This is a genomic window from Albidovulum aestuarii (genome assembly GCF_029961185.1).
Lineage (GTDB): Bacteria > Pseudomonadota > Alphaproteobacteria > Rhodobacterales > Rhodobacteraceae > Albidovulum > Albidovulum aestuarii.
In genome coordinates this window covers 1-26,543 of record NZ_JASBQQ010000012.1, presented here as the reverse complement: position 1 = coordinate 26,543, position 26,543 = coordinate 1, and the positions used below count along the sequence as shown (strand labels likewise).

The window sequence follows — 26,543 nt, the reverse complement described above, 5'->3', positions numbered from 1 at the left end:
GTGTCACTCGCTAAGGCTATGCGGCGCCCATCCTTGCCTCAAGGCGCGTTTCTCTGACGGGCGTGCAACCGCAATTATCCGCTCTGCCGCCAGATCGACGCCGTTTGCGGGGACCATGCGGCCGGCATTGGCCGCCAGCCTGTCGCGCATCTTTGCATCTTCAAGTGCCGATCGCATCGCCACCGCCAGTTCCTCCGGCGTCCAATGGGCGCGATGGAGCCACCTGCCTGTTCCGGTTTCGACCGCGCGGCGGGCGTTGTCGTGCCCGTCCCAGCAATAGGGCATGATCAGCGACGGAACACCGCAATACAGAGCCTCGCAGAAGCTGTTATTACCGCCGTGGTGGATGAAGAGATCCGCCTTGGCCACGACGCTCGGCTGCGGGAACCACTGATCGAGGATCACATTGTCGGGCACAGCGCGATAGGCCTCCCGGAACGCGCCGACATTGATCAGGAAACGGGCGGGAAACTCGGCAAAGACGGCGATCAGCCGCTTGATCAGAGCGGTATCCAGCGCACCGAGACTGCCGAAAGAGACATAGACCAGCGGCCCCTCGCCGGTCGCGAATTCCGGAACGTTGTACGGTGCTTCCTGCCGGACGCAGCCTTCGAGGAACGTGAAACGGGCCGGGTCCAGCCCGACCTCGCGGTCATGACGCAGGATCGAGGGCGCCAGCAGCAGATTGTGCCAGGGCGAGGGTTCGAGGAACTGGCCCGCATCCAGCGGTGGCAGCCCGTGTCGGGACCGGAACCTGTTGAACCGGGCATGGACCGGTCCGACTGCGGCGTTGTAGCGGTCGGCGAAAGCCTGCCATTGGGTGCGGTCATCGCCCGGAAGACCCGACAGGTAGGGCGGTACATTCGGGTCCGGCAACTCGGTTTCGGCGCAGGAGATGACCCTCACCCACGGGCAGCCCGCGCGCAGGATCGCGGGAAACATCACGACATTGTCGAGAACGACTGCATCGGGCCTCAGTCTTTGCAGCAGGGCGAAGAGCGGCGCCTCGGCCTGTTTGGCCGTCTCCACGATCGCCTCCCATGTCGGGGCGACATAGGTTTCGATCTGGTCGGCCGGATCGAGATTGAAATGGGGCTGGTGGCGGCTGATGAAATCCTGCCAGTAGGTTTCCGGCACCGGAGCACCGGCCAGTGGCAGGTGATATTCCTGAAACCCGTATTCCGCGAAGACGCCGGAAAACCCCGCATGACAGATGAAGACCGGCCGCGCACCGCGTTCCTTCAGCGCGCGGGCGATGCCGACGCAGTTGAGAGCGGCGCCGAAACTTGCCTCAGGAAAGAAGGCGATGGTGGGGGTGCCGTTCATCTTCCGGGTGGCACGTTCATGCCGAAGAGAGGCGGCGCGCCGCGGTTGGCGGCCTGCGGGCGCTGGCTGCGCGACAGCCGCAGATGGACCCGCAGCAAGTCGGCGGCGACGGCAAGCTGACCACTTTCGAGATGGTCGAGAATGCCGAGATGTTCCTGCATGGCCTGCCGAAGCCGGACGACGTTTCCACGCACGGTGGCGCCGGGCAGTTCGCGCAGACGGTGATGCGCAAGAAGCGCCTCGGCAACGAAGCGGTTCGCGGCGCCGCGCGCGATCAGCAGGTGGAAATCCGTGTCGAGCCGCTGGAACGCGCGCGGGTCGAGCCGGTCGTCGGGTTCGGCGAGGAACGCCACCATCGCCCGGCGCAGCGCGGCGGACCGGTCCTCGTCCAACCGGAAGCCCGGAGCGGTCAACGCGGCGGGCTCCAGAAGCAGGCGATACTCGAAACTGTCGGCCTGCGATTCGGGACTGTCGGGCAGGCTGGCAAAAACCCAGGACTGGCCCGGCGCGCGCGTCAACAGCCCGTCCTCGGCCAATGTGCCAAGTGCCTTCAGCACCGTCCGGCGCTCGGCCCCGTAGCGGCGCATCACCTCGCCCACCGTAATCGTCTCGTCAAGCCGCCGCGCCGAGCGGTCCCGGATAATCCGCTGGGCGAGCGCACCTTCCTCGGCATCGGGCAGCGGTTCGGAGAAGGCGGAGCTCGGGGTGAAATCGCCCGATAGGCGATAGCCGGCATCGGCCTCGTGCACCGCAAGCCCCTGATCGGCCAAGAGTTTCAGCGCCGCCCGGACCGGCGTGCGCGAGACGTTGCACTGCGTCGCAATCAACTGTTCCGGCAGATGCGCGCCCGGACCGAACCCACGGTCGCGGGCGAGGTCGAGAATGCGCCGCGCGAGGTCCAGGTGGTTCTGGCGTGGCCGGCGTGTTGCCGATTTCTTGTCTCGTTGTGTCATGGTTCTGGGTTCTGACGCCGGGGGCGCACGCCCTCGGCGCAAATGACTATTGACGTATTTTTTCGCGTAATAATACTGTTTGGTCAAGGTGGGGGCCACAACGCTGCCCATCAATGGGCCGAAATACCAAAATAAAACCGGCACATCCCAACGGACGACCAACAGAAGAGGAACCGATATGCCACAGTCCCCTGCCCCGTTGCGCATCGCTGCAACGCTTGCGGCCGGCCTTGTCGCCGCCGGCCCTGCTGCCGCAGAACTCGTCATCTCCAACTGGGATGGCTACATGGCCCCCGACGCCGTGGCGAATTTCGCCACCGAGAGCGGCGAGGCGGCCGAGATGGTCGTCCATGCGACGAATGAAGAGATCATGGGCAAGCTCATCGCCTCTGGCGGACAGGGCTATGACGTGGTCTTCGTCTCGTCGCCCTTTGCCGAGGTGCTGAACAATCTCGACCTGCTGGAACCGATCGACGCCGCCAAGGTCCCGAACCTCGCCAACCTTTACGCTGAGGCGGCGGCCCTGCCGCACGATCCGGGCAACACCTTCTCGGTGCCCTACGCCTGGGGCACGACAGGGCTGTGCTACCGCTCCGATCTCGTCTCGCCCGAGCCGGCATCGTGGCACGATCTGCTGCATCCCGCCGAGGCACAGGCGGGCAAGGTCACGCTGCTCGGCACCGACCGCTGGCTTTTGGCGGCGGGGTTCCTTGCCAAGGGTTACTCGGTCAACGAGACCGACCAGGCAAAGCTTGACGAAGTCGAGGCCGAACTGATCGAGGCGAAGAAGACGATGCTCGCCTTCGACGACACGACCTTCTACTCCAAGCTCGTCTCGGGCGAGGCAACCCTGGTTCATGCGTGGGATGGCTGGTGCAACTACGGCATCGCCGAAAACCCGGACATCAAGTTCATGATCCCGTCAGAAGGTTCGGACCTCTGGGTCGACACGATGGTGGTGATGAAGGCTTCCGAGAACAAGGACGGCGCGTTCAAGTTCATCAACTACATCCTCGACGCCAAGAACCACGCCTGGGCGGCCGAGAACATCCTTTACAAGGTGCCTAACAAGCCGGCGATGGAGAGCCTTTCAGCGGACATGGCCGCGACCTATCCCAATATGGGCATGGCACCGGCCGATCTCGTCGCGCTGGAACAGCTTCGAGACGTGGGCGATGCGAGCCGCGCCTATGCCAAGGCCGTCAGCGCGATCAAGGCCGCGCAGTGATCTGAGATGCGGGGCCATTTGGCCCCGCACCGTTTCCCGGAAAAGACCCGTCGCGTGCAGAGCCCGAATACCCGCTCGACCCTCCTGATGGCGCCGGCCCTTATGTGGCTGACGGCATTGATGGTTGTTCCCTGCGGGCTGATCCTCGCGCTCGGCTTTTTCCGGCGCGGACTTTACGGCGGGATCGAGTATACCTTCACACTCGAAAACTTCGCGCTGATCGTCGATCCGCTCTATGCCGGGATCTTCCTGACATCGGCGCGGATCGCGGGTCTTGCGACCCTGATCGCGGTCGTCATCGGCTATGCCGCCGCCTATGCCATCGCCGCCGCACCGCGTCACCGACAGCCGCTTCTCCTCTTCCTGGCCGTCCTACCCTTCTGGTCGAACTACCTGATCCGCACCTATGCCTGGATCGTTCTGCTGAACCGCGAGGGACTGATTACCCAAGGCTTGCGGATGCTGGGTTACGAGGGCGAGCCGCCCTCGATGCTCTATACCGAAGGGGCGGTGATCACCGGGCTCGTCTACAACTACCTGCCTTTCGTGATCCTCGCCTGCTACGCGCCGCTTGCACGGCTGAACCCGGAACTTGCCGAGGCGTCGCGCGATCTCGGCGCCTCGGCCTTTACCACGTTCCGCCGCGTGATCCTGCCGATGACCGTTCCGGGGATCGCAGCGGGCGCTGTCTTCGTCTTCGTCCTGTCCATCGGCAATTTCATCACCCCCGCCCTTCTCGGCGGCGGGCGGTTCCAGATGATGGGCAACTTGATCTACGCGCAGTTCCTGACCGCGAACGACTGGCCCTTCGGGGCGGCGATCTCGATGGTGCTGATCGCGATCATGATGGGGCTTCTGACGATTCAGGCGATCGCCGCCGAGAAGGGCGCGGGCGAAAGGCGGGAGGGCACCGATGGCTGACCGTTCGCCCGCTACTCGCCGCAGTCTGACCGTTGTGCTCTTCGCGGTCTTTGCTTTCCTTTACATCCCCATTGCGACCCTCGTCGCGCTCAGCTTCAACGAGGGCGGGTTGCCGACCGCCTGGACCGGGTTTTCGGTCAAGTGGTACGGCGCATTGATGGCGAACCGCGACATCCTCTCGGCCGCTCTCAACACGCTGATAGTCGCGATGATCTCGACAGCCATCGCGGTGGTTCTCGGCACGCTGCTCGCGCTTGGGATCGAAACCCGGCGGCGAAAGGGCCGCGCCTTGGAGGCGCTGGTCTTCGCGCCGATGATCATTCCCGACATCGTACTCGCCATCGCGCTTCTGAGCTTCTTCTCGCTTCTGAAAGTGCCGATGGGGCTGCACACGATCATCCTTTCCCATGTCGTCTTCAACCTTGCCTTCGTCTCCGCCGTCGTCCGGGCGCGGTTGAAAAGTTTCGACTGGTCGGTGACCGAGGCCTCTGCCGACCTTGGCGCCTCTGCCCTCACCACCTTCCGCCGGGTGACGCTGCCGCTGATCCTGCCCGCCGTGATCGCGGGCGCGCTTCTGGCCTTCACGCTATCGGTCGACGAATTCATCATCGCCTTCTTCACCGCAGGGGCAGGGCGCGCCTCCACCACCCTACCGATGCAGATCTTTGCGATGATCCGCTTCGGCGTGACGCCCGAGATCAATGCGCTGGCAACATTGGTGATGATCGTTTCGGTCACCGCATTGACCCTGTCGCAACGGCTTAACAAGGGGGTGATCGCGCCGTGACCGCGCTTCTGTCCATTGATGGCGTGACCAGACGCTTCGGCGCCGTGACGGCGGTCGACAGGCTCTCGCTTGAGATCGTGGAAAACGAGTTCTTCGCGCTTCTCGGCGCATCGGGCTCGGGCAAGACCACACTGCTGAGAATGCTCGCGGGGTTCGAGACGCCGGATGCGGGCGCGATCCGCCTCGACGGCGCCGACATCTCCCGGATGCCGCCGAACCGGCGGCCGGTGAACCTGATGTTCCAGAGCTATGCGCTCTTCCCGCATATGACGGTCGAGGGGAACATCGCCTACGGGCTGGAAATGGAGCACCTGCCCCGGTCGGAAATCGGCGCGCGCGTGGGCGAGATCATGGAAATCACCGAGCTTTCGCCGATGGCGAAACGCAAGCCTGACCAGTTGTCGGGCGGCCAGCGGCAGCGCGTGGCGCTGGCCCGGGCCCTGGTGAAACGGCCACGGCTTCTGCTGCTCGACGAACCCTTGGGCGCGCTCGACAAGAAGCTGCGGGCGGCGATGCAACTGGAACTCAAGCGGCTCCAGCACGAGGTCGGCATCACCTTCATCGTTGTGACCCACGACCAGGAAGAGGCGCTGGTCATGGCCGACCGCGTGGCGATCCTGAAGGACGGGCGGCTGTTGCAATGCGGCACCCCGCACGAGGTCTACGAACATCCCGCGAACCGCTTCGCCGCCGACTTCATCGGCGTGATGAACTTCATCGAAGAAGGTGGCCGCACGCTGGCCATCCGGCCCGAGCGCATCCACCTCTTCCCCGACCGGGCCGACCGCACGGTCGAGGGCCGCGTGACGGCACGCGCCTATCACGGGCTCGACCTCCAGCTTCACGTCGCAACCCCGCTGTCGCCAAAGCCGCTTCTCGTCCGCCTGACCGCCAACGCTGCCGACCGGCGTCCCGTGGCCGAGGGCGATACCGTCACGCTCGGCTGGAACGAGGCCGATACACGCCAATTCAACGATTAGAACAGGGAGACAATCATGGCCCAGAAAACCTTCGCCTTCTTCCCCGAAGCCGCCTTTGGCCCGGCACTGAACTCCGTCGGCATCGCGCAAGCGGTCGAGGCGCTTGGCCACAAGGCGGTTTTCCTGTCCGATCCCGGTTTCGTCGAGGTCTATCAGGGCTACGGGTTCGAGGCGCATCCCGTGGCCTTGTCCGAACCGATGCCGCCCGAGCAGATGGCGAAGTTCTGGGAGGATTTCATCAACGGCCACATCCCGAACTTCCGCAAGGCACCGATCGATCAGATCGACAACTACGTGAAGGATTGCTGGGAAGCGATCGTCGACAGCGCGAAATGGGCGCAGAAAGACCTGCCGGGCGTTCTGGCCAAGGTGAAGCCGGACGTCATCGCCGTTGACAACGTGATCCTCTTCCCGGCGATCAAGCAATACGGCGTGCCCTGGGTGCGCGTCATCTCCTGCTCGGAAAACGAGATTGAGGAGGAAGGGATCCCACCGCACCTATCGGGTTGCGGGGAGAACGACACGGCCTGCCACGAGGCGTTCAGAAACAAATTCAACAGCGTGATCAAGCCGATCCACGACGACTTCAACGCATTCCTCGCCGAATGCGGTGAGGATGCCTATCCGATCGGGCAGTTCTTCGAAGCCTCGCCCTACATGAACCTCCTCCTCTACCCCGAGCCGGTGAAGTTCCATCGCAAGGAACCGCTCGACCCGCAGCGGTTCCAGTATCTCGAAGGCTGCGTCCGGAAAGAGGAACCCTATGAGGTTCCGACATTTGCCAAGAACAACGACGGCCCGCTTCTCTACGTTTCGTTCGGCTCGCTCGGTGCGGGCGACACCGACCTTCTGAAGCGGATCATCGCGGCGCTGGCGAAGTCGCCGTACCGGGCGCTCGTGAACATCGGCGACTATGCCACCGAATATTCCGATCTGCCCGGCAACGTGCATGTGGCGGGCTGGTTCCCGCAGCCTTCGGTCATCCCACAGGTCGACGCGGTCATCCACCATGGCGGCAACAACTCGTTCACCGAATGCCTCTACTTCGGCAAACCCGCGATCATCATGCCCTATGTCTGGGATGGACACGACAACGCGACACGCGTGCAGGAGACCGGCCACGGCTTCAAGATGCCGCGCTACGACTGGACAGATGCGGAGCTTCTGGCGAAGATCGAGACCTGCCTGACCGACAAGGCGATGGCTGCGAAGCTTGCCGCGACGTCGAAGCACATGCAGGGACAAAGCGGTCCGGCCAAGGCTGCGAAGCTCCTCGAAGGGCTCGCGAAGTGAGTTCGGCGCCGCACCTTCATGACGCATCCACTCGGGTCGACCTCGTCGACTGGGGTGCCCAGCCTGACGCGATCGCGGGTGCGTCGCATTCGTCTGGCAAGCTCGTCCACAAGGGGCCGGGGAACCGCCCCGAAATCGGCATCTGGGTCTGCACCACGGGGCGCTGGAGGCTCTCCATACCGCGGGACGAGTTCTGCAATTTCGTCGCGGGCCGCGCCACCTACCGCTCCGATGCGGGCGAGGTGATCGAGGTCACGCCAGGCACCGCCGTGATGTTCCCCTCCGGCTGGACGGGGGAGTGCGAGGTGCACGAAACCATGCGCAACACTTATTACCTTTCGGATCGCGAGGCCAACGAATGACAACGCCCAACTGGCCCGACGCGGCCAAAGTCACGCTCGACGACTGGGGGCCGAGCAAGAACGTGATCGAAGGCGCGCCGCACCTTTCGGGCAAGGTGATGCATGCCAACCCGGACGGGTCGAGCGAATGCGGCCTCTGGTCCTGCACACCCGGCAAGCGGCGCGTCACCATCCCCGCAGACGAGTTCTGCTATTTCGTCGCGGGGCGCGGCATGTATGTCGCGGACGACGGGCAGGAGATCCCCATCGCCCCGGGCGCGATGGTCTTCTTCCCCGCCGGCTGGACCGGCCTCTGCATCGTCACCGAAACCGCCACCAAGGCTTTCATGAGCCGCTAGGAGCACCATGACCACCACACCTTTGATGCGCAATCCGCTGGACCAGACCGACCTCGTCGACTGGGGCGTCATCCCAACGATGATCGAGGGGGAATCGCGGGTCTCGGGCCGGCTCATCTCGCGCAACCCCGACGGGTCGAGCGAATGCGGCCTCTGGATCTGTACGCCGGGCAAGTGGTTCTGTCATGTGACGAAGGACGAGTTTTGCCACTTCCTCGAAGGCCGCAGCACCTATGTGCATGAAAACGGCGAAGTCATCGAGATCACGCCCGATACCGCCGCGTTCTTCCCGCAGGACTGGAAGGGCATCTGTACCGTCCACGAGACCATCAAGAAGGTCTACATGATCCGCTGAGGCCAGAATGGACTTCGATCCCGCCCACCCCGCCTGCTTCGTCACCCCCGGTTTTCGGCCGATGGCAGGCGCACCACGCGATGTCATCGACCCCGCAACGCTGGGCGTCGTGGGCCAGATAACCGAGGCCGACGAGAGCGAGACGGCAGCAGTACTCGACGCGGTTTCCGCGGCACAGGCCAAGTGGAAGCGGATGGATGCAAAGTCGCGCGCAAAGGTCCTGCACGATCTGGCCAATGTGATCGAAGCAACCGACCACCAGCGCGCCGCGATCCTGATGAGCCGCGAGATGGGTAAGTCTTATCCGGAGGCCATCGGCGAGATTGCGAACTGCGCGCCGATCTTCCGCTACTATGCCGAAATGGCGCGGGACGAGGCGGGAAAGGTCGCTGGCACAACGCAAGCGGGATCGTTCCAGTATGCGCGATATGAACCGCTCGGCGTGTCGGTCCATATCATGCCGTTCAACTTCCCTGTCCTGCTCATGTGCTGGACGGTTGCCGCCTCACTCGCCGCCGGGAACGGCTGCATCGTGAAACCCGCGCCGGCGACGACACTCTCGACGCTGGAATTCATGAAGTGCTTCCGGGGATTGCCCGTAGGCCTCGTCGCCTGCCTGCCGGGCGGCGCGGCGCTGGCCGAAAAGCTCATCGCCTCGCCCCGCACACATGCAGTCGCCTTTACCGGCTCCGTCGCGGCGGGCAAGGCCGTGGGGATGGCGGCGGCAGCGGCGATGAAGCCTGCGGTGATCGAGGCGGGCGGCAGCGATCCGATGATCGTCTGCGAGAGCGCCCCGATAGACATCGCGGCGGCAGGTGCCGTGACGGCTGCTTTCCACCTCTCAGGTCAGGTCTGCACTTCGGCTGAGCGGTTTTACGTGGTCGATGCCGTGCATGACGCTTTCGTCGAGGCTTTTGCTGAAAAGACGCGCACATTGCGGGTCGGCAATGGCCTGATGAAATCCGAGATCGGACCGCTCGTTTCCGAGGCCGCGCGCGACCGGGTGGCGGCGCTTGTTGAAGACGCAATCGCGAAAGGTGCGGAGGTCGTCACCGGCGGACGCGTGCCGCCCGATCAGAACCGGGGCTGGTTCTACGAACCGACCATACTTACCGGCTGCACAGAAGATATGGCGCTTCTACAATCCGAGTGTTTTGGCCCCGTTGCCGCCGTGGTCCGCGTCCCCGACTTCAACGACGCAGTCGCGCGCGCCAATGCCTCCCCCTTCGGACTGGGCGCCTCTGTTTTCACCACCAACTTAAATGAGGCGATGGAAGCGGCCGAACGGCTGGAGGCTGGGATGGTCTGGGTAAACAACCCGCTCATCGACAACGACGCGCTGCCTTTCGGTGGCTGGAAGGCCTCGGGCCTCGGACGCGAACTCGGACGGCAGGGGCTCGACGCATTCCGTCGCACGAAGATGGTCATCATCGACCACAAGCCGACGGTTCAGGACTGGTGGTATCCCTATCCCGACGACTGGTTTCTCGATGGCGGCGGCCGCCCGCTGGGCTGATGTCAGGCCTTCGACCATTCGCGCAACGCGCCTGCCAACAAAAATGCTAACGCACGCGGTTTTGTCAGACGGATTCGAATCCATCTCTGCAAGGACAGTGACGCTGTCGGTGAACGTGGCCGCGCGGTTCAGCCCGAATTTCTATCGTGATCAGAGGCGGCGCTCCTTGTTGAAATGATTGTGGACTGAGGCGTGAACGGTCGCGAATTTCTGAAAACTTCGCACCCGGCAGAACCGCGGCATCGCCCGTTCTCCGACGCGCTCGCACTGCCCCTTATGCCGAGCAAACACGCCTCTTAACCGATCAGTTCAGCGCAAAGCGCATCAGTCGTCAGCTGACGGCAATAGCCCTTGATGGCGTTGATCGACGCAGTCTGCCGGGCCTCGGTATAGGTCATGCAGGCGTCCGTGACCTGGGTGACCAGATAGCCCAGGTCGCAGGCGTCACGGATCGCGCTTTCGACGCACTGGTCGGTTACGAGCCCGGTGATAACCAGTTGCCGCACCCCGAGGTTTCGCAGCACGTAGTCGATATGGGTCGAGACGAAGACCGAGGACGACGATTTCGGTAATACGATCTCGTCTCCCACGGGTGCAATCTCGTCCACCACCTTGCCGTCCCATGAACCCTTGGGCACGTTGAAGCCGGTGATCTTGTAGTCCAATGAACGGTCACGACCGTCCAGCGTCAGGCTTTCGATCGTTGTGAACATGACCTCCACGCCCGCCGCCCGGCAAGCGTCCTGAAGGCGGCGGATGTTGGGGATTGTCTCGGACCAGATCCGATCAAAAAACGCGCCGTACTTTTCCCGGAACTCGGCATCCGGGAGATGGCCAAACTCTGCTCCCTGACGCTTGGCGCTGAAGTTCTGCACGTCGACGACCAGAAGGGCGGATTGCCCGGGAACAAGCGGCACTTCTCTGGTCAGGGTCGCGGGGTTGATGGTCGTCACAGGTCTGTCTCCTTACGGGTCTGGAACAGGGCGGCCAGCCTGCCGGCCCAGAGGGTTTGGCCCGCCTCGTCGGCGATCTGGTCGTTGCGGATCTCGATCAGGGCGTGGGCAATGCCGTGGGGCTCTGCGACGCGCGGAATGAACCAGTCGGTCTCGTCGTCAATCTGGTAGGGTTGGTTCTCAGCAACGGTCAAGTTTGGATGTGCCGCGCCGAAACGCCTAGCCAGATCGCCTCCGCTGTTCGCCTGCCTAAAACAAAAGCCAATGTGCCATGGTCGCGCGAATCCGTTCATGCAGGGCGTAAAGCTGTGGATCGAATATGCGCCCCGTATCCGACGGTCTGAGATGGCTGCCTCGCAGGCCTCCGCGAAGGGGCGGAAGATCTCGGCCACCCGCGCGGCGCCGTCCTCGTTCGAGAGATTCTGGTTGCCGGGAACCTCTGCCCCGTCGCTTGTCTCCGGGACCGACTGCATGCCGAGCGGCGGTCTATTGCAGTCGATCACTAGACGACTGTAGCGCTGGAGGATCAATCCGGCCCCAAGAGCGGCGGCCAGTCGCCGCGCGACGCCCTCGGCGCCGATATCCCACGCAATATGCCTGTCGATTTCACCCGGAGCGAGTCCGAGATCGCCCAGCGAACGGGGAATCAGGCGTCCGGCATGTTCGCAGACGAACAGCAGGTCCGGTCGTGCGGTCGCGGCGACATATTCTACCGGAGCGGGATCCACCCCGGGGTCAAGAAGCCTCGCAGCTATCCGATCCATCTCCTGCATACTGTCTCCGCCTGTTTGTCGGGCGACATGCACCCCAATGGCATTCTGAAAGAAGAAAATCAATCGCTGCCGTTTGGCAAGAGTTGACATGCAATTTTCATCAGCCTTACGCTCGCGAACATGACTGCTGCAACCACCGATACCTTGCGCGTGCGAGAAGCGATGGACGCCAGCTCGGGTAGCCTCACCCCGAGCGAGCGGCAACTTCGTTCGGTCATACTTGCTGATTATCCATTCGCAGCTCTGGGGCCGATCCAGGACTTAGCGGAACGTGCCAACGTCTCGGCCCCATCGATCTCGCGGTTCGTGAACAAGCTGGGCTATCGGGGCTTTCAGGATTTTCAGCAAAGCCTGCTGAATGAACTGAGGGATTCGCAGTCCTCTCCGATCGAACTGCACCAGACGCGCACCACGTCTGTACCTGCCCCGCTTACCGATTACGTGGAGCGCGCGGTCGCACTGAGCCGCGATCTTGCCCAGCGTATGCCAACGGACCAGTTCGACCGGATCTGCGCGATGCTGGGCGACCCGAAGCGCCGCGTTTTCATGCTGGGTGGACGCATGAGCGACGCCATCGCCGAGTTCTTCCTGCGCCATCTGCGGCAGATCCGGGCAGACGTATTTCACGTGCCGCCCGACCCGGAGGCCTGGCCTGAATACCTGTTGCGCATGAAGCCCCGGGACCCGGTCGTTCTGTTTGACTTCCGCCGCTACGACGCGAAGCTGGCCGAGTTTGCCGCTGCCGCCCGTTCGCGCAAGGCACAGACCATTGTCATAACCGATCCCTGGATAACGCCTGCCGCAAAAGGGGCGACGGAATTGATCACTGTTCCAATCGACTCCGGCACACTTTGGGACAGCTACGTGCCTGCATTCGTTCTTGTAGAGGCGCTGCTCGTACCCCTGGCTGAGAAGGACTGGGAAGCAACGCGGACACGGATAGAGGCATGGGATGTGCTGAGAGGCCGCGCCCGGAACGGAGAAAGCGCATGAGCGAAGATGGAAAGCTTGTGTTCGTGGGGACGACCGATCTTGCGGGGCTTCTGCGTGGCAAGGCATTCCCGGCTTCAGAGCGTGATGCGCGGATGCGGAAGGGCGTGGGATGGACCCCAACCAACGTACAGATCAACTGCTTTAACGCCATCGCCGAAACCCCGTTCGGCGCACTGGGTGATCTGGCCCTCGTCCCCGATCCAAATGCCCGAGTGCTACTGGAGGCCGATGACACCGCGCCCGCGCTTGACCTGATGCTCGGCGATATCCTCACGCTTGAGGGCGAGCCATGGGGTTTCTGCACGCGATCGCACCTGAGGCGCGCTCTGACCACGCTGCGCGACGAAGCCGGACTTGAGATATTAGGCGCCTTCGAGCACGAGTTTATGCTTCGGGATTTGGTGCCAGTGCCGGGCGATTCATATTCGTTCCGCGGGTTCCGCGGCGCACAGGGCTGGGCCGAAGCGTTGATCGCCGCAATGCGCCACGCCGGAATGGGGCCCGACACGTTCATGAAGGAATACGGTGCGCGGCAGTTCGAGGTGACCTGTGCGCCGGCGATGGGCGTGGCGCCAGCGGACCACGCAGCACTGCTCAGGATGCTGGTGCGCGACATCACTCACCGCTTCGGCCATGCGTCGAGCTTTGCCCCGATCCTCGACCCAGTGGACGTGGGCAACGGTGTGCACATCCACCTCAGCCTTCGCGACGCGGCGGGCCACCCCGCAACGCACGATGCAAAGGATCCGCATGGGCTGAGCAAGGCGGCCCGGCATTTCATCGGTGGTATCCTCGCGCATCTGGACCAGATCATCGCGATCCTTTGTCCGTCCGAGATCAGCTATCTGCGCCTGACGCCCCATCGCTGGAGCGCGGCCTTCAACAATCTCGGTTTCCGAGATCGCGAGGCGGCGGTGCGCATCTGCCCCGTGAGCAGCCTCGACCCCGCGAAGGTTGCGCAACAGTTCAACTTCGAGGTCCGCGCCTGCGATGCTGCCGCCAGTCCGCATTTGGCGTTGGCAGCATTGGTACTGGCTGGCGCGGCGGGTCTTCGCAATGCGATCGAACCCCCGGCCGTCACCGAGGACGATCTGTCGTTATGGCCCGAGGATCGGCTGCACGCGGCAGGCATGATCCGTCTGCCACAGTCGCTTGCCGAGGCGCTTGAGCGGTTCGAGTCGTCGGACGCAGTGCGCGACTGGTTCGGCGCGGATTTCGTAAAGGTCTACTCCGATCACAAGCGATCGGAGTTGAAGTGCCTCGAAGGCCTCGACACGGCGCAGAAATGTGCCCGCTACGGTGAGGTCTACTGATGCTGCGCGTCGAAGGTGTCTCAAAAAGCTTCGGCGGGGTGCAGGCGGTGGACAACGTGTCATTCACGGTCACCGACACCGAGATTCACGGGCTTATCGGGCCGAACGGAGCCGGTAAGACCACGATGATTAACCTGATCTCGGGGTTCCTCCGACCCACGCAGGGCCGGATCCTGCTCGGCGATCGCGAGATCCAGAATATGCCCCCCGAGACTGTGGCCCGGTCGGGAATTGCGCGCACGTTTCAGAACCTGCGACTGTTTCGAAACCTCTCGGTTCGACGCAATATCGAGGTGGCCGAAAGCCACGCCGCCGAAGCCTGGGACCCCTCGCTGATCGACGATGCCATCGACCGTTTCGGGCTCGGGCCCGTCTTGGGTCTTGCGCCAGACGCACTGTCCTACGGCCATATGCGACGGCTTGAAATCATCCGGGCACTGGCCCTTCGGCCACGCGTGCTCCTTCTGGACGAACCGGCCGCTGGCATGAACACCGAGGAGACGGAAGAACTGTTTCGCAACCTTCTCTGGCTCCGCGAGCGCCATCCCTGCGCAATCCTTCTTATCGATCACGATCTGAAATTCATCATGTCGGCGTCAGAGACGCTGACAGTCATGAACATGGGCAGGCTTTTGGCCTCGGGCCTGCCACAGGACGTCACCAAAAACGAAGAGGTCATCCGGGCCTATCTCGGGCACGGGGAAACCGTCTGACAGGAAAGGATGAACACATGAGAACCTTACTGACCCAATGCGCACTGGGCGCGCTGACCGCTGGACTGGCAGCCTTGCCCGCAATCGCCCAGGACGACACCGTAAAGATCGGTTTCGCGGTCCCGCTCACCGGCGATTTCGCGCCCTACAACGAAGTAGACGGCGCGCGCTGCATGGCCGAGATGATCAATCGGGAGGGCGGCATCGGCGGTCGCCAGATCGAACTGATGGTGCAGGATACCGGTGCCGACACCCAGGCTGCCATTTCGGCGGTCGAGCGGTTCCTCGGCGACAATCCGGTTGCCATCGGAACGATCCCCTTCTCTGACACGATGATCCCGGTGGCCCAGATCGCTGGCGCGCAGGGCGTGTCCATTGTGCAGGCCCAATCCACCCAGGTGGAGATGCACACGGGTGTCGTGGACAACTTCCTGACGAACGTGGCGCCAGACCCCTACACCGCCACGGCGGCGGCGAACTACGCCCTGTCGCAAGGCGTGAAAAACGTGGTGATCTTCACCTCTGACGAGGGCGGGTCGTGGTCGGCGCGCACGCCCGAATGGTTCGCCCAAGTAATCGAGGCAGGCGGAGGCACGCTGCAGGCGACGCTGAACTATACCGGCGGCACCACTGACTGGAGCCCGCAGATCGCCGAGCTTCGCGCACTCGATCCGGCGCCCGACGCGATCTACATTTCCTGGGGTGTGCCCGACATCGCCGTGCTGATCCGCCAGGTGCGCGCAGCGGGGCTCGACGCATGGGTCGTGGGGTCCGACGGCTTCGACGACCCTTCGCTTGACGCGCTCGCGGGCGAGGACGTGTCGCTTCTCGACCGGGTGTTCTTCGGCACGCTCGCGCCCTCTCAGGGTGGCAGCAAGATCGCCGAGTTCCAGGACGCCTGTGCCGCAACCGGCATGCCCGTGAACGGCCTCTTCCCCGCGCTCGGGGCGGATACGATCAAGATCGTTGCTTACGGCGTGGAGGCTGCGGGCTCGACGGATCCGGCAGCGGTGCGCGACGCGATCCGCGCCGCGGATGCGATCCCGGTCATGTCGGTGGAATCGATCTCGTTCAAGGACACCAACAGCTACGCGCTGCGCGAGATCCCGGTGATCGGGTTCGAGAACGGCGAGCGCAAACTCCTGAGCCTTGAAGTGCCCGGCAACGTGCCGTCCTGGCCGTAAATCTCAGTACATTCCGCGCCTCCGGCCCGATCCGGGGGCGCGCCACAATCGTAACAGGGGCAGTCGTTCCGTGCTCGAAATCAGCGGGTTGAAAGTCTTCCACGGGCCGATCGAGGCAGTGCATGGCATCGACATTTCGGTGCCGGAAGGGTCCTGTGTCGCGCTCCTGGGCCCGAACGGTGCAGGCAAGACCTCGACGCTTTCCGCGATCACTGGCACGGCGCGAGCCACAGGCACAATCCGGCTGGAAGGCCGCGACCTTGCAGGGCTCGACATCGAGGACCGGTTCCGCGCCGGCATCTCCATTGCGCCCGAGGGGCGGCGGATCTTCGCGAACCTCACGGTTTTCGAGAACCTGCGCATGGGTGCGGCGACCCGAACCGACGGCGGCATTGAGCGCGATATCGAGGAATGGCTGTCCCGATTCCCAATCCTTGGCGAACGTCGGTCGCAAAGCGCCGGTACCCTTTCTGGTGGCGAACAGCAGATGCTGACAATCGCGCGGGCCCTTTTGAGCAAGCCGCGCATCCTTCTTCTCGACGAACCCTCGCTGGGTCTTGCACCGAAAATCATCGGGCAGGTTTTTGCTCTGATCGAGGATCTCCGGCACGAGGGTATGACGATCCTTCTGGTGGAACAGAACGCCGGCGCCGCCATCGAGGTGGCAGATTATGTCTACGTATTGGCGAACGGACTTGTGACCCGCCACGGCCCCTCGGGGGAATTCGGGGACGGATCAGGGCTGATGGGTGAATTGACTGGAGTGCATGACTGATGGACTACGCGGCACAACAGCTTCTGAATGCCCTGTCCTTCGGGGCAGAATACGCCCTGATCGCGGTTGGGCTCGCTATCGTCTTCTCGATCATGGGACTGGTCAACTTTGCCCACGGTGAGGTGATCGCCTTTGGCGGATACTCGATGGCCGTGGTGGGCACTGTCGTAACGGGAAACCCGCTCGTACTCATGGCCGCGGTGCTGATTGCCTGCGTGTCGGTCTCGCTCCTGCTCGAACGGGTCGCTTTCCGGACGGTTCGGAAAGCAGACATCACGACGGGGCTGCTCACGGCTTTCGGGGTCAGCATCATCCTTCAGAATCTCTACCTCCTCCTTGGCTCGCCGAGACCGATCTCGGCCACGCAGTTCATCTTTCTGGACCGCACGCTTCTGATCGGACCGGTCCACGTCTCTTCGCTCCAGATTTATGAGACGGTGACGACCATCGCGGCGATCCTCTTCCTGACGCTCTTCCTGAAGCGAAGTTACCTCGGTATCGCAATGCGTGCTGCCTCCCGCGATTTCCAGATGGTACGACTTTGCGGCATTCGAGCGAACCGGGTGGTCGCCACAGCTTTCGCAATCTCGGGTCTACTGGCGGGGCTCGCCTGCATCTTCATCATGGCACGCAGGGGCAGCGTGACCCCGCACATGGGCTTTGACCCGGTGCTCACGGCGTTTATCGCCTGCGTTCTCGGCGGGTTCGGCAGCCTGCCGGGCGCGGTTCTCGGTGGGTTCATCCTCGGGTTCCTCGAAGTCGGCGTCCTCGTTCTCCTTCCTCAAACGGCAGGCGGGCTTGCTCAGGCGGCGGTGTTCCTCGTGGTGGCGCTGCTTCTCTTCTGGCGGCCCGACGGCATCCTGACTCCCGCCACGGAGAAGGGTGACAAGCTGTGACGCGTCGGCTTCTAAACCCCGACCAAAAGCGTGGACTGATCGGGTCGGCCATGCTGGCCGTCCTCATTCTTGTCATCGTGGGCGCTTACGCGCTCTGGGGCGAAAGCTACCAGGCCCGCATTCTTTACGCGACTTTCGTTAACCTGATCGTCGTCGTCGGGCTTCAGGTCTTCATGGGAAATGGCAACTACGCGACCTTCAGCCATGCGGCCTTCATGGGCATTGCGGCCTATGCGGCGGCGATCTGCGTGACGCCCGCCGCGGTGAAAGCGCTTTCGCTTCCGGATGCGCCATGGGGCCTCAATGCCTTCGAGATGCACCCCCTCTCGGCTGCACTTGTCGCACTTGTCATCACCGGGGTCATCGGGGCGCTTACCGGTCTCTTCATGTCGCGATTGACGAACGTGTCGATCACCATCGTTTCCATCGCAATCCTCGTGATCGTCCATTCCATCTTCCTGCACCGGACCGACATTTTCAAAGGCAACCAGGCTCTGTTCGGCATTCCCCGCGTCTTCGGGCTGGGCCATATAACCGCGCTCGTGATTCTCGCCATCGTTGCCGCTCGGCTGTTCCGCGAGAGCCGACTGGGCCTCAGGCTCCGCGCCGTGGCGGACGACGAAGTGGGCGCGCGGGCTATGGGCGTGAACGTCGTGCGCGCGCGGATGATCGCCTGGGTCGTCTCAACCCTGTTTTTCGCAACGGCGGGTATCGCCTACGCCTTTTACCTTGGCACAATCTCGGCGCGACCGTTCTATTTCAACTACGTCTTCCTTACCGTCGCCATGCTGATCCTCGGCGGGCTCCGGAGCGTGACCGGCGCGGTCTTCGGTACACTCCTCATCTCGCTTGGGCTTGAGATCATCCGCTGGCTGGAGACCGGTCCCACGCTCGGCGGCGTCAAGCTGCCCGAGATGCTGGGGCTTTCGGGTCTGCTTCTCGGCATTGTCATCGTGGGCGTAATGGCGTTCCGGCCCCACGGGCTCATGGGCAACCGCGAGATCGAGGATATCGTCTTTCGCCGCAAGAAGACCACGGAGGTTTCCAAATGACCTGCACACACACGATCCACAAGCATGACCACCACCTCGGTTGGGACAACACCTTCGAGCCGGTTCTGTCTGTGAAACCGGGTGAAACCATCGCGGTCGAGACCATCGACGCCTCGGGCGGGCAGCTCGGGCCCAAGAGCGGGCTCGACGACTTGGCGGCTCTCGACTTTGGGCAGGTGAACCCGGTGACCGGTCCGATCTTCGTCGAGGGAGCCGAACCCGGCGACGCAGTGGCGATCACATTCCGCAGGTTCAATCCCTCGGGTTGGGGCTGGACGGCGAATATTCCGGGCTTCGGTCTTCTCGCCGAGGATTTCCCAGACCCGGCGCTCCATATCTGGAACTACGATACAGTCGCGGCGACGCCTGCCGCCTTCGGGCCGGGTGGACGGGTGCCACTCAAGCCGTTCGTGGGTACCATTGGCCTTGCGCTCGCCGAAGTCGGGCATCACAGCGTTGTCCCGCCCCGCCGGGTGGGTGGCAACCTCGACATCCGTGACAACGCTGTGGGAACCACGCTCTACCTGCCGGTGGAGGTTGCGGGCGGGCTCCTGTCCCTTGGCGACACTCATGCTGCCCAGGGCGATGGCGAGATTTGCGGCACGGCCATCGAAAGCCCGATGGATGTCGAAATAGAGATCGGCCTTCTGAAGGGCGCAAACTTTGCCTTTCCGCGGTTCGAAACCTCCGGACCTGTCACCTCGCACCTAGATAAAAAAGGATACTGGGTAACGACGGGAATTGGGCCGGACCTGATGCAGGCGGCAAAGGACGCGGTCCGCGGAACGGTGGAAAGGGTTGCGCGAGAGACAGGCATGTCGGCAGTGGAAGCTTACATGCTGGCTTCGGTTGCGGGCGACCTGCGGATTTCCGAGATCGTGGACATGCCTAACTGGACGGTGAGCTTCTATTTCCCGAAGGTGGTGCTGGAGTAGACGGCGCGCAGCAGGAGGCTGTCGGACGGTTTCCGATTGATCTCCACAAGGGCAGTGACGCTGTCCCTTACCCCTCGCAAAGACCGCGCCACTCGACTAGAGCGGCGGCGCGGTGGGCCTTTAAGAGGTGTCGGCTGTAAAGGCTGCGGCCCGTGTTGAAGAGGTTGTAGACTGAGGCCTGGACGACAATGCCGTCTCTGACAAGAGTCTCTGCATGGGCGATGGAGGCGTAATGCACGGAAGAATCGACTGAAAATTCGGTATTTTTTCGAACAATATAGATGACTTATGTGGTGGCGGTGCTGGCAGACAAATGCGAACCAGTCTCCACAAGGACAGCAGACCTGCCCCTTATGCTGCGCAAAGACTACGCCACTCGGCGAGAGCGACGGCGCGGTAGGCCTTGAAGTGGTTTCGGCTGGAGAGGCCGCGCTCCGTGTTGAAGAGGTTGTAGACCGAGGCGTGGACGGCGGCGAACTTCTGCAACGTTCGCATTCGCCGGAAGCGGAGCATTGCGCGTTCCCGTCGTCGGAATGGCAGGTGCGAATTCTCCGCCCGATTGTTCATCCACCGTCCCGTTTCTTGGCGGTCGACCGCGCCGAGATCCCTCAAAGCAGCACCGTAGGACCGAAGCTTGTCCGTCACGAAGATATCGGTGCGGCCGTGCCGCTTCATTGTTTTCTTGAGGAATTTCAGGGCAGCCTTCTTGTCCCGGGTCTTCGTGACGAAGCTTTCCAGGACCTCGCCCTCGTGATCGATGGCACGCCAGAGGTAGTGCCGCTCGCCGTTGATCTTCACGAAAATCTCGTCGAGGTGCCATTGCCAGTGGCTCGATTTCATGCCCTCGATCCGGCGTTTCCGGATCTCGGCAGCGAACATCGGACCGAACCGATGCCACCAAAACCGAACCGCCTCATGGCTCACGTCGATGCCGCGCTCGTGCAGCAGATCCTCGACATTTCTCAGCGAGAGCGGGAAACGAACGTAGAGCATCACCGCCAGGCGGATGATCTCCTCGCTCGTCTTGAAGTATTTGAACGGGTCACGTTTCTTCATCCGGGGACGCTACCCAGCCCCCTGCCGCGCCTCAAGCCAAGTTGCTCTGACAATGCCCGCCGAACGGTTCCAGTACAACAACACCATGTCCGAAGGCCGGGCGATCGAAGGCATCAAGGCGCTTCAGGCGGCGGGCAACGCGCCAGCCAAGATTTCCATGCTTCTGACCGATGGCGCCATCGGCCAGATCACCAATCCGTTCCCCGAGGGCGCGCCCTCGGCCAAGGAAGTCTGGGAGCGTGAGACCGGAATCGAGATCGACATCATCGGCGCCCCGGCCGAGGACATCTTCAAGAAGGTGATGCAGGATGTCACCACCGGGGGCGGCACGTTCGACATTTATACCGGCCCGTGGAACTCCACCGGCGATCTGGTGTCGTCTGGGGGCGCGGTCAACTGCTCCGACTTCGTGGCGAAATACCAGCCTGACTGGGGCGCTCCCGAACGCGGCACGACGACGCCGGAAAACGAAAAGCTCCTCTATACCTACGCGGGCGATTACTATTCCTTCTCGCTCGACGGCGATTATCAGACCTGGTTCTACCTCAAGGGTCTTTACGAAGACCCGCGCGTGCAGGAGGCCTTCCTGACCGAAACCGGGGCAGAGCTGAAGACGCCCGACACATGGGAAGAGGTCGACCGCATTTCGAAATTCTTCACCGGCAAGGATTTCGGCAACGGTCCGATGTACGGCAACGGCAACCTGATGAGCCCGTTCTGGGGGCTTGCGACCTTCTATGCGCGCTTTGCCTCGATGGATTTCCCGAACTTCTTCTTCTTCAACGAGGATGGCAGCCCGAACCTGAACAGCGAGCTTGGCCTGCAATGCGCCGAGGAGCATGTCCGCTCCTTCGAATGGAGCCCGCCGGACGCGCTGACCTTCACCTGGGCCGAAGCCTACGCCACCATGTGGAACCTGCAGATCCCGCACACAGCGATCTACACCAACCTTGTGAAGTTCGGTGACGGGTTCAACCCCGACGGCACGCCGAAATCGAAAGCCACCGGCATGATCGGCAGCCACCTGCCGGTCGGGCGCCGCTTCGGCGATCAGATCAACCGCCGCTCGGTGCTTTATTACAGCATCACCGCGTGGATCTCGTCGCAGTCGAAACATCCCGAGGCGGTCTATCTGTTCCTGCAATGGCTCAGCTCGACCCGCACCTATACCTGGATGGCCGGCAATCCCGGTGGCTACTTCGACCCGTTCCAGCAGGCGAATTTCAAGGAACCGCTCGTGGCCCAAAGCTACCAGCCCTATTCGATGGAGACGATCCCGGCGACCATCGCCCGATCGGTTCCCTCGATCAACTTCGCCGGCCAGACCGCGCTGGATAACGCGCTGGACGAAGAGCTGCAGGCCGCGATCACAGGCCAGAAATCGGTGCGCGACGCCATGGATGCGGCGCAGGGCAAGTGGGAGAAGATCATTAAGCGGCAGGCACGCAACGGCATCGTCGAGGCGATCCAGGCCAGCCGCGCCACCTGGCCGACGCTCGTCGATCCGGCCTGACCCGGCTCTGGCGGGGCGGGTCGGTTCCGCCCCGCCAGACCATCCCACGATCTCAGGGAGACAGCGATGAAACCGTCACCGGGCGCTCTGGCGCTGAAATATCTCTTTATCCTTCTGGCCTGCGCGGTCGTGCTGTATCCGCTTCTTTGGATGGTCACGATGGCCTTCAAGCCCTATCCGGAATGGACCACCGTTGCCGGACTGACCTGGCTGCCGCAAGACCCGACCTGGCAGAATTTCGAGTTCATCTTCCGTGGCCATGCCGAAGGTCTGGTGGTCAGCCTTGACCGCACCATCACCGGCCCGCTGATCGCAAGCCTCGTCACCTCGATCTGTGGCACGGCGCTTGCGGTCGTTTCGGGCACGCTCGCCTCCTATGCCGTCGTGCGTTTTGGGCTGGCGCAGTCGCTGCCGCTCTCGGTCCTGCAACTGCGGCTCTTCCCGCCGCTTGCGGTGATGATCCCGGTCATGGTGATGTGGGCCTTCATCGGCGCGGTCGATACCTGGTGGGGTCTGTCGCTGATCTACGGCATCGTGACTTTGCCCTTTGCCTTCTGGTTGATGAAAACCTTTTTCGAAGAGGTCCCGGTCGAGATTGAGGATGCAGCCCGTGTATCAGGCTGTTCCTACTGGCGGGTCTTCTACCGCATTACCCTGCCCATCGTGAAACCGGGGCTGGCGACCTGCGCGCTTTTCGTCTTCATTCTGAACTGGTCCGACTACCTGCTGGCGCTGATGCTGACGCAAAAGGAATGGGTCACGCTGCCGGTCTATATGGCGACGCTGACCTCGGCCATGGGCGGGCAGATGTACGGCATGAAAGCCGCGCTCGGCGTCATCGCCGCCATCCCCCCTGTCGTCTTCGGGCTGATGATCCAGAAACATCTGGTACGCGGCCTGACCTTCGGAGCACTCAAACAATGACCGATCAAGCACATACCGGCGCAACCCGGACAATCAGACCACAGGGCTATTGGGTAGGCGTGGCCCGCGACGGGCAGAAGATGGGGTTCTGGTTCATCCTGCCGACCTTTCTCCTGCTGCTTTTCATCGTCATCTTTCCCTTTTTCATGCAGCTCTATCTCAGCGTGACCTGGTGGACGCCGCTGGAAGGCATCCCCTGGTACAGCGCGTGGGAGGTCTTCAGCTGGTTTGACAACTACCTGACGCTTGCCACCGATCCCCGGCTTTGGGGCGCGCTCTGGCGCACGGCGCTGATCATGATCGTCGCGGTTCCGGCGCAGTTCTTTCTGGGCATGGCGCTGGCCTATCTGTTCATCGACCAGTTCCCGGGCCGCAAGCTTTTCTATTCGATCCTGCTGACGCCGATGATGATCGTGCCGGCGGTTGTGGGGCTTATGTTCTTCCTGCTCTTTCAGGGCACCGGGCCGGTCAACGCGCATCTGGGGCTTCCGGCGGATTTCTCGTGGCTGACCGACGTGAACCGGGCGATGATCTCGGTCATCATTGCCGATATCTGGCAATGGACGCCGCTGATGTTCCTGATCCTGCTCGCGGGCATGCTGGGCGTGCCGTCGGACCAGCTTCTGGCGGCGCGGCTTCTCGGCGGGTCGAACTGGCAGAACTTCGTCAAGATCATCCTGCCGCGGATGAAAACCGTGATCATCATCGCGCTGGTGCTGCGCACGGTCGAATGTTTCAAGATCTTCGACCTCATTTACATCATGACCAAGGGCGGTCCGGGCGTTCAGACCGAGACCATCTCGGTCTTTCTCTACAAGCAGACCTTCGGCGATCTGGAATGGTCCTATGTGGCCGCAATCGGCCTGACGATCCTGATCGTCCTCTCTGTCATCGCCGCCAAGGGCCTTGCCTATATGGCAAGGAAACAGGGGTAACGCCATGTCATCCATCCAGATCAGAAACGTGACCAAGCGGTTCGGCGAGTTCACTGCCGTGCGCGACCTGTCCATCGACATCGAAGAGGGCGAATTCGTCGCCCTTCTGGGGCCATCGGGCTGCGGCAAGACCACGACGATGAACATGATCGCCGGGCTGGAAGACCCGACCGAAGGGCAGATCCTGTTTGACGGACAGGACCTGTCGGGCCTGCGCATCCAGGACCGCAACATCGGTTTTGTCTTTCAGAATTACGCGATCTTCACCCATCTGAGCGTCTACAGGAACCTGTCCTACGGGCTTGAGGTCAAGAAGGTTCCGAAACCTGAGATCGAACGCCGGGTGCAGGCGATGGCCGAACGGATGAGCATCTCGCATCGCCTCGATCAGCCCGCGTCGAGCCTTTCGGTGAACGAGATGCAGAAACTGGCGATCGGACGCTCGGCCATTGTCGAGCCGCGGATCTTCCTTTTGGACGAACCGCTCTCGAACCTCGATGCTGGCTTTCGCGCCTATATGCGGGCCGAGCTGAAAGTGCTTCAGCACGAGTTTGGCCAGACGATGATCTACGTCACCCATGACCAGATCGAGGCGATGAGCCTCGCCGACAAGATCGCCATCATCGACCGGGGCCGCCTGATGCAATACGGCGCGCCACTGGACATCTACAACGACCCGCAGAACCGGTTCGTCGCCAATTTTGTCGGCAGCCCGCGGATGAACCTTGTCGATGGTGAATTGCGCGAGGAACGCGGTACGTTGAAGTTGATGCTGCATGGCGGGGCTGAAATCCCGCTGTCGGGCAAGGTGCGTGTGGATTTTACCTGCGACGGATCGGTGCATGGCGGATCCTTCGGGGTGCGCCCGCAGGACATTTATTTCGGCGAAAAGCGTGGCGGCGACGACATCACCATGACCGGCAAGGTCGAGGTTCTGGAACGTGTCGGCCCCAAACGTCTGGCTTATCTTCAGGTGCAGGACACGCTGTTTGTAGCCTTCGACGATCTCGACCGGCTTCGGGTCGGGGACGAGGTGCCGTTCTGCCTGCCCTCGGACAAGAGCCTGGCATTTGACATAGATACTGGCCGCAGGCTGGGAGGGGCGTGAGAATGGAAGCGATCAGGATTACCGAAGCGGTCAAACGCTACCCGGAATTCACATTGGGACCGATCAGCATGTCGGTCCGGCAGGGCGAGTTCTTCGGGATCTTCGGTCCCCCCTCGACGGGCAAGACCTCGATCCTTAAGCTGATCCTGGGTCTGCTCAGCCCAGATGAAGGGAAGGTCGAAATCGCCGGCAAGGACGCGGCGGAGCTGGATGTTTCGGCGCGCGGCATTTCCATGGTGTTCCAGAACCTGGCGCTGTTTCCGCACATGACCGGGCGCGAGAACATCATCTTCCCGCTGAAGGAACGCGGTGCTTCGGACGCAGAGATATCCGAGCGGCTGGACTTGGTCTCCGAGGTGCTGCATGTCAGCCATATCCTGCACAAGAACCCGGCGCAGATGTCGGGGGGCGAACGCCAGCGCATCGCATTGGGCCGCGCATTTGCCGCGCAAAGCCGGGCCATGTTGCTGGATGAACCCATTGCCGCGCTTGATGCCCGCCTGCGCGAGGAAATGCGCGTGGAACTCAAACGTCTGCAACGTGAGAACAACCAGACCTTCGTCTATGTCAGTCATGACGAGGAAGAGGTGATGGCGATTTCCGATCGTGTTGCGGTCATCATCAGCGGCAGGATCGCCCAGGTTGGAACCCCGGACGAGGTTTATGCTCAACCATGCTCGATTGATGTCGCTGGGGTGATCGGGTCGCCCCCGATGAACTTCTTCAAGGGAAGGTTCTCGGACAACGCCTTGCATTTTGAAAGCGATGCTCTTGGCACACGCATCCCGGTTGTCGGCACGACGCAGAAGGGCGGGGTCGGAACACTGGGAGTGCGCCCCGAGGATATCTGGCTGGGCGAAACCCAAGGTAACCCGTCCTTGAAGGTGCGCATCGTCACAGTGGAGCCTTTGGGTGGCTACACAATTGTCAATGCACGCGCCGGCAAACAGATCGTCAAAATCCGCGCGCCGGGCCAGGTGGTTCTGGAAGAAGGCGCCTGGCAGTCCGTCAGCGTGGATGCCAGGCGGCTGCACTTTTTTGGCCCAGATGGTGTGCGGCTGTAAGCGCCGCACCGAATCTGACACAGAAATCGCGCCCTCGCAGGTCGCTCAATACCTCAGCCGCAAGAGCCATTGCCGCGCAGCGGCTTCGTCCTTGTCCGCTATATTGCCGGTCGACCGACGGAAATGCTGCAACCAAGCGCTAACGGCTGCTTCGCGGATGCTGCGCCGTGGCGTCGAACCCCGTCGCGAATGTCGCTTATGGGCCGTCTTCGCATGGCGCGGCTATTTTTCAACCTCCCAGGCCCCTGCGAAACGGAGATCAGCCGGTCTGAGCCCAAAGCAGCAATAGACTATGGT

Annotated in this window: 27 protein-coding genes and 1 pseudogene; 22 read left to right on the top strand and 6 right to left on the bottom strand. The window is 62.5% G+C overall.

Translation table 11 applies throughout. The annotated features are described in order from the left end of the window. Positions 1 to 3: 3 nt before the first annotated feature. On the bottom strand, positions 4 to 1,326 hold the full coding sequence (locus tag QKW60_RS19710) for a glycosyltransferase (protein WP_282371267.1): 1,323 nt from the start codon (positions 1,324 to 1,326) through the stop codon (positions 4 to 6). Beyond that, complete coding sequence (locus QKW60_RS19705; protein WP_282371265.1) at positions 1,323 to 2,279, bottom strand: GntR family transcriptional regulator; 957 nt, start codon at positions 2,277 to 2,279, stop codon at positions 1,323 to 1,325. The genes QKW60_RS19710 and QKW60_RS19705 overlap by 4 nt, the downstream gene beginning before the upstream one ends. A 178-nt stretch (positions 2,280 to 2,457) precedes the next feature. Here QKW60_RS19705 and QKW60_RS19700 point away from each other — a divergent pair, with 178 nt between their 5' ends. From QKW60_RS19700 to QKW60_RS19660, 9 genes are read left to right on the top strand one after another with little or no spacing between them, the layout of a single operon-like run. Continuing rightward, on the top strand, positions 2,458 to 3,507 hold the full coding sequence (locus QKW60_RS19700; protein ID WP_282371263.1) for a polyamine ABC transporter substrate-binding protein: 1,050 nt from the start codon (positions 2,458 to 2,460) through the stop codon (positions 3,505 to 3,507). A gap of 54 nt (positions 3,508 to 3,561) precedes the next feature. Further along, on the top strand, positions 3,562 to 4,428 hold the full coding sequence (locus tag QKW60_RS19695) for an ABC transporter permease (protein WP_282371261.1): 867 nt from the start codon (positions 3,562 to 3,564) through the stop codon (positions 4,426 to 4,428). After that, positions 4,421 to 5,215: an ABC transporter permease gene (locus QKW60_RS19690; protein WP_282371260.1), complete on the top strand. Its 795-nt coding sequence runs from the start codon at positions 4,421 to 4,423 to the stop codon at positions 5,213 to 5,215. The genes QKW60_RS19695 and QKW60_RS19690 overlap by 8 nt, the downstream gene beginning before the upstream one ends. Next, entirely contained in the window at positions 5,212 to 6,195 is a 984-nt protein-coding gene (locus tag QKW60_RS19685; protein ID WP_282371259.1) for an ABC transporter ATP-binding protein, read from the top strand. The genes QKW60_RS19690 and QKW60_RS19685 overlap by 4 nt, the downstream gene beginning before the upstream one ends. A gap of 15 nt (positions 6,196 to 6,210) precedes the next feature. Next, positions 6,211 to 7,488, top strand: coding sequence for a glycosyltransferase (locus tag QKW60_RS19680; protein ID WP_282371257.1), 1,278 nt, complete (start codon positions 6,211 to 6,213; stop codon positions 7,486 to 7,488). Then, the gene (locus QKW60_RS19675; protein WP_282371256.1) at positions 7,485 to 7,850 is read left to right on the top strand and encodes a cupin domain-containing protein; all 366 of its coding nucleotides are present in this window, start codon (positions 7,485 to 7,487) and stop codon (positions 7,848 to 7,850) included. The genes QKW60_RS19680 and QKW60_RS19675 overlap by 4 nt, the downstream gene beginning before the upstream one ends. Beyond that, positions 7,847 to 8,188: a cupin domain-containing protein gene (locus QKW60_RS19670; RefSeq protein WP_282371255.1), complete on the top strand. Its 342-nt coding sequence runs from the start codon at positions 7,847 to 7,849 to the stop codon at positions 8,186 to 8,188. Before QKW60_RS19675 ends, QKW60_RS19670 begins: the two co-directional genes overlap by 4 nt. A 7-nt stretch (positions 8,189 to 8,195) precedes the next feature. Then, positions 8,196 to 8,543, top strand: a complete 348-nt coding sequence (locus QKW60_RS19665; protein WP_282371254.1) for a cupin domain-containing protein — start codon at positions 8,196 to 8,198, stop codon at positions 8,541 to 8,543. A gap of 7 nt (positions 8,544 to 8,550) precedes the next feature. Then, on the top strand, positions 8,551 to 10,059 hold the full coding sequence (locus QKW60_RS19660; protein ID WP_282371253.1) for an aldehyde dehydrogenase family protein: 1,509 nt from the start codon (positions 8,551 to 8,553) through the stop codon (positions 10,057 to 10,059). Between the two features lie 153 nt (positions 10,060 to 10,212). Here QKW60_RS19660 and QKW60_RS19655 read toward each other — a convergent pair. The 3 genes and pseudogenes from QKW60_RS19655 to QKW60_RS19645 form a co-directional block, all read right to left on the bottom strand. Continuing rightward, positions 10,213 to 10,320: pseudogene (locus QKW60_RS19655) on the bottom strand (IS6 family transposase); the annotation flags it as partial. 35 nt (positions 10,321 to 10,355) lie between these two features. Further along, positions 10,356 to 11,012, bottom strand: a complete 657-nt coding sequence (locus QKW60_RS19650; RefSeq protein WP_282371252.1) for a cysteine hydrolase family protein — start codon at positions 11,010 to 11,012, stop codon at positions 10,356 to 10,358. After that, positions 11,009 to 11,785, bottom strand: a complete 777-nt coding sequence (locus QKW60_RS19645; protein WP_282371251.1) for an N-formylglutamate amidohydrolase — start codon at positions 11,783 to 11,785, stop codon at positions 11,009 to 11,011. The genes QKW60_RS19650 and QKW60_RS19645 overlap by 4 nt, the downstream gene beginning before the upstream one ends. A gap of 162 nt (positions 11,786 to 11,947) precedes the next feature. On the opposite strand from QKW60_RS19645, the gene QKW60_RS19640 reads away from it, so the two are divergent. From QKW60_RS19640 to QKW60_RS19605, 8 genes are all read left to right on the top strand, one after another. After that, complete coding sequence (locus QKW60_RS19640; RefSeq protein ID WP_282371250.1) at positions 11,948 to 12,778, top strand: MurR/RpiR family transcriptional regulator; 831 nt, start codon at positions 11,948 to 11,950, stop codon at positions 12,776 to 12,778. Then, on the top strand, positions 12,775 to 14,091 hold the full coding sequence (locus QKW60_RS19635; protein WP_282371249.1) for a type I glutamate--ammonia ligase: 1,317 nt from the start codon (positions 12,775 to 12,777) through the stop codon (positions 14,089 to 14,091). The genes QKW60_RS19640 and QKW60_RS19635 overlap by 4 nt, the downstream gene beginning before the upstream one ends. Continuing rightward, positions 14,091 to 14,804: an ABC transporter ATP-binding protein gene (locus tag QKW60_RS19630; protein WP_282371248.1), complete on the top strand. Its 714-nt coding sequence runs from the start codon at positions 14,091 to 14,093 to the stop codon at positions 14,802 to 14,804. Before QKW60_RS19635 ends, QKW60_RS19630 begins: the two co-directional genes overlap by 1 nt. Before the next feature lie 17 nt (positions 14,805 to 14,821). Continuing rightward, a complete protein-coding gene (locus tag QKW60_RS19625) occupies positions 14,822 to 15,988 on the top strand; it encodes an ABC transporter substrate-binding protein (protein ID WP_282371246.1) in 1,167 nt (388 codons plus the stop codon). A gap of 70 nt (positions 15,989 to 16,058) precedes the next feature. Next, complete coding sequence (locus QKW60_RS19620) at positions 16,059 to 16,763, top strand: ABC transporter ATP-binding protein (protein WP_282371244.1); 705 nt, start codon at positions 16,059 to 16,061, stop codon at positions 16,761 to 16,763. Beyond that, the gene (locus tag QKW60_RS19615) at positions 16,763 to 17,659 is read left to right on the top strand and encodes a branched-chain amino acid ABC transporter permease (protein WP_282371242.1); all 897 of its coding nucleotides are present in this window, start codon (positions 16,763 to 16,765) and stop codon (positions 17,657 to 17,659) included. The genes QKW60_RS19620 and QKW60_RS19615 overlap by 1 nt, the downstream gene beginning before the upstream one ends. Continuing rightward, a complete protein-coding gene (locus tag QKW60_RS19610) occupies positions 17,656 to 18,711 on the top strand; it encodes a branched-chain amino acid ABC transporter permease (RefSeq protein ID WP_282371240.1) in 1,056 nt (351 codons plus the stop codon). Before QKW60_RS19615 ends, QKW60_RS19610 begins: the two co-directional genes overlap by 4 nt. Continuing rightward, the gene (locus tag QKW60_RS19605; RefSeq protein WP_282371239.1) at positions 18,708 to 19,646 is read left to right on the top strand and encodes an acetamidase/formamidase family protein; all 939 of its coding nucleotides are present in this window, start codon (positions 18,708 to 18,710) and stop codon (positions 19,644 to 19,646) included. The genes QKW60_RS19610 and QKW60_RS19605 overlap by 4 nt, the downstream gene beginning before the upstream one ends. Before the next feature lie 351 nt (positions 19,647 to 19,997). Here QKW60_RS19605 and QKW60_RS19600 read toward each other — a convergent pair whose 3' ends face one another. Then, positions 19,998 to 20,702, bottom strand: coding sequence for an IS6 family transposase (locus QKW60_RS19600; RefSeq protein ID WP_282371237.1), 705 nt, complete (start codon positions 20,700 to 20,702; stop codon positions 19,998 to 20,000). Between the two features lie 52 nt (positions 20,703 to 20,754). On the opposite strand from QKW60_RS19600, the gene QKW60_RS19595 reads away from it, so the two are divergent. The 5 genes from QKW60_RS19595 (at position 20,755) to QKW60_RS19575 (ending at position 26,246) form a co-directional block, all read left to right on the top strand. Then, entirely contained in the window at positions 20,755 to 22,215 is a 1,461-nt protein-coding gene (locus QKW60_RS19595) for an ABC transporter substrate-binding protein (protein WP_282371235.1), read from the top strand. Positions 22,216 to 22,281: 66 nt separating this feature from the next. Next, positions 22,282 to 23,139 (top strand): carbohydrate ABC transporter permease, encoded by an 858-nt coding sequence (locus tag QKW60_RS19590; RefSeq protein ID WP_282371233.1) that lies wholly within the window; start codon positions 22,282 to 22,284, stop codon positions 23,137 to 23,139. After that, the gene (locus QKW60_RS19585) at positions 23,136 to 24,074 is read left to right on the top strand and encodes a carbohydrate ABC transporter permease (RefSeq protein ID WP_282371230.1); all 939 of its coding nucleotides are present in this window, start codon (positions 23,136 to 23,138) and stop codon (positions 24,072 to 24,074) included. The genes QKW60_RS19590 and QKW60_RS19585 overlap by 4 nt, the downstream gene beginning before the upstream one ends. 4 nt (positions 24,075 to 24,078) lie before the next feature. After that, positions 24,079 to 25,182 (top strand): ABC transporter ATP-binding protein, encoded by a 1,104-nt coding sequence (locus QKW60_RS19580; RefSeq protein WP_282371229.1) that lies wholly within the window; start codon positions 24,079 to 24,081, stop codon positions 25,180 to 25,182. Positions 25,183 to 25,184: 2 nt separating this feature from the next. Next, positions 25,185 to 26,246, top strand: a complete 1,062-nt coding sequence (locus QKW60_RS19575) for an ABC transporter ATP-binding protein (protein ID WP_282371227.1) — start codon at positions 25,185 to 25,187, stop codon at positions 26,244 to 26,246. The last annotated feature ends 297 nt before the right edge of the window (positions 26,247 to 26,543 follow it).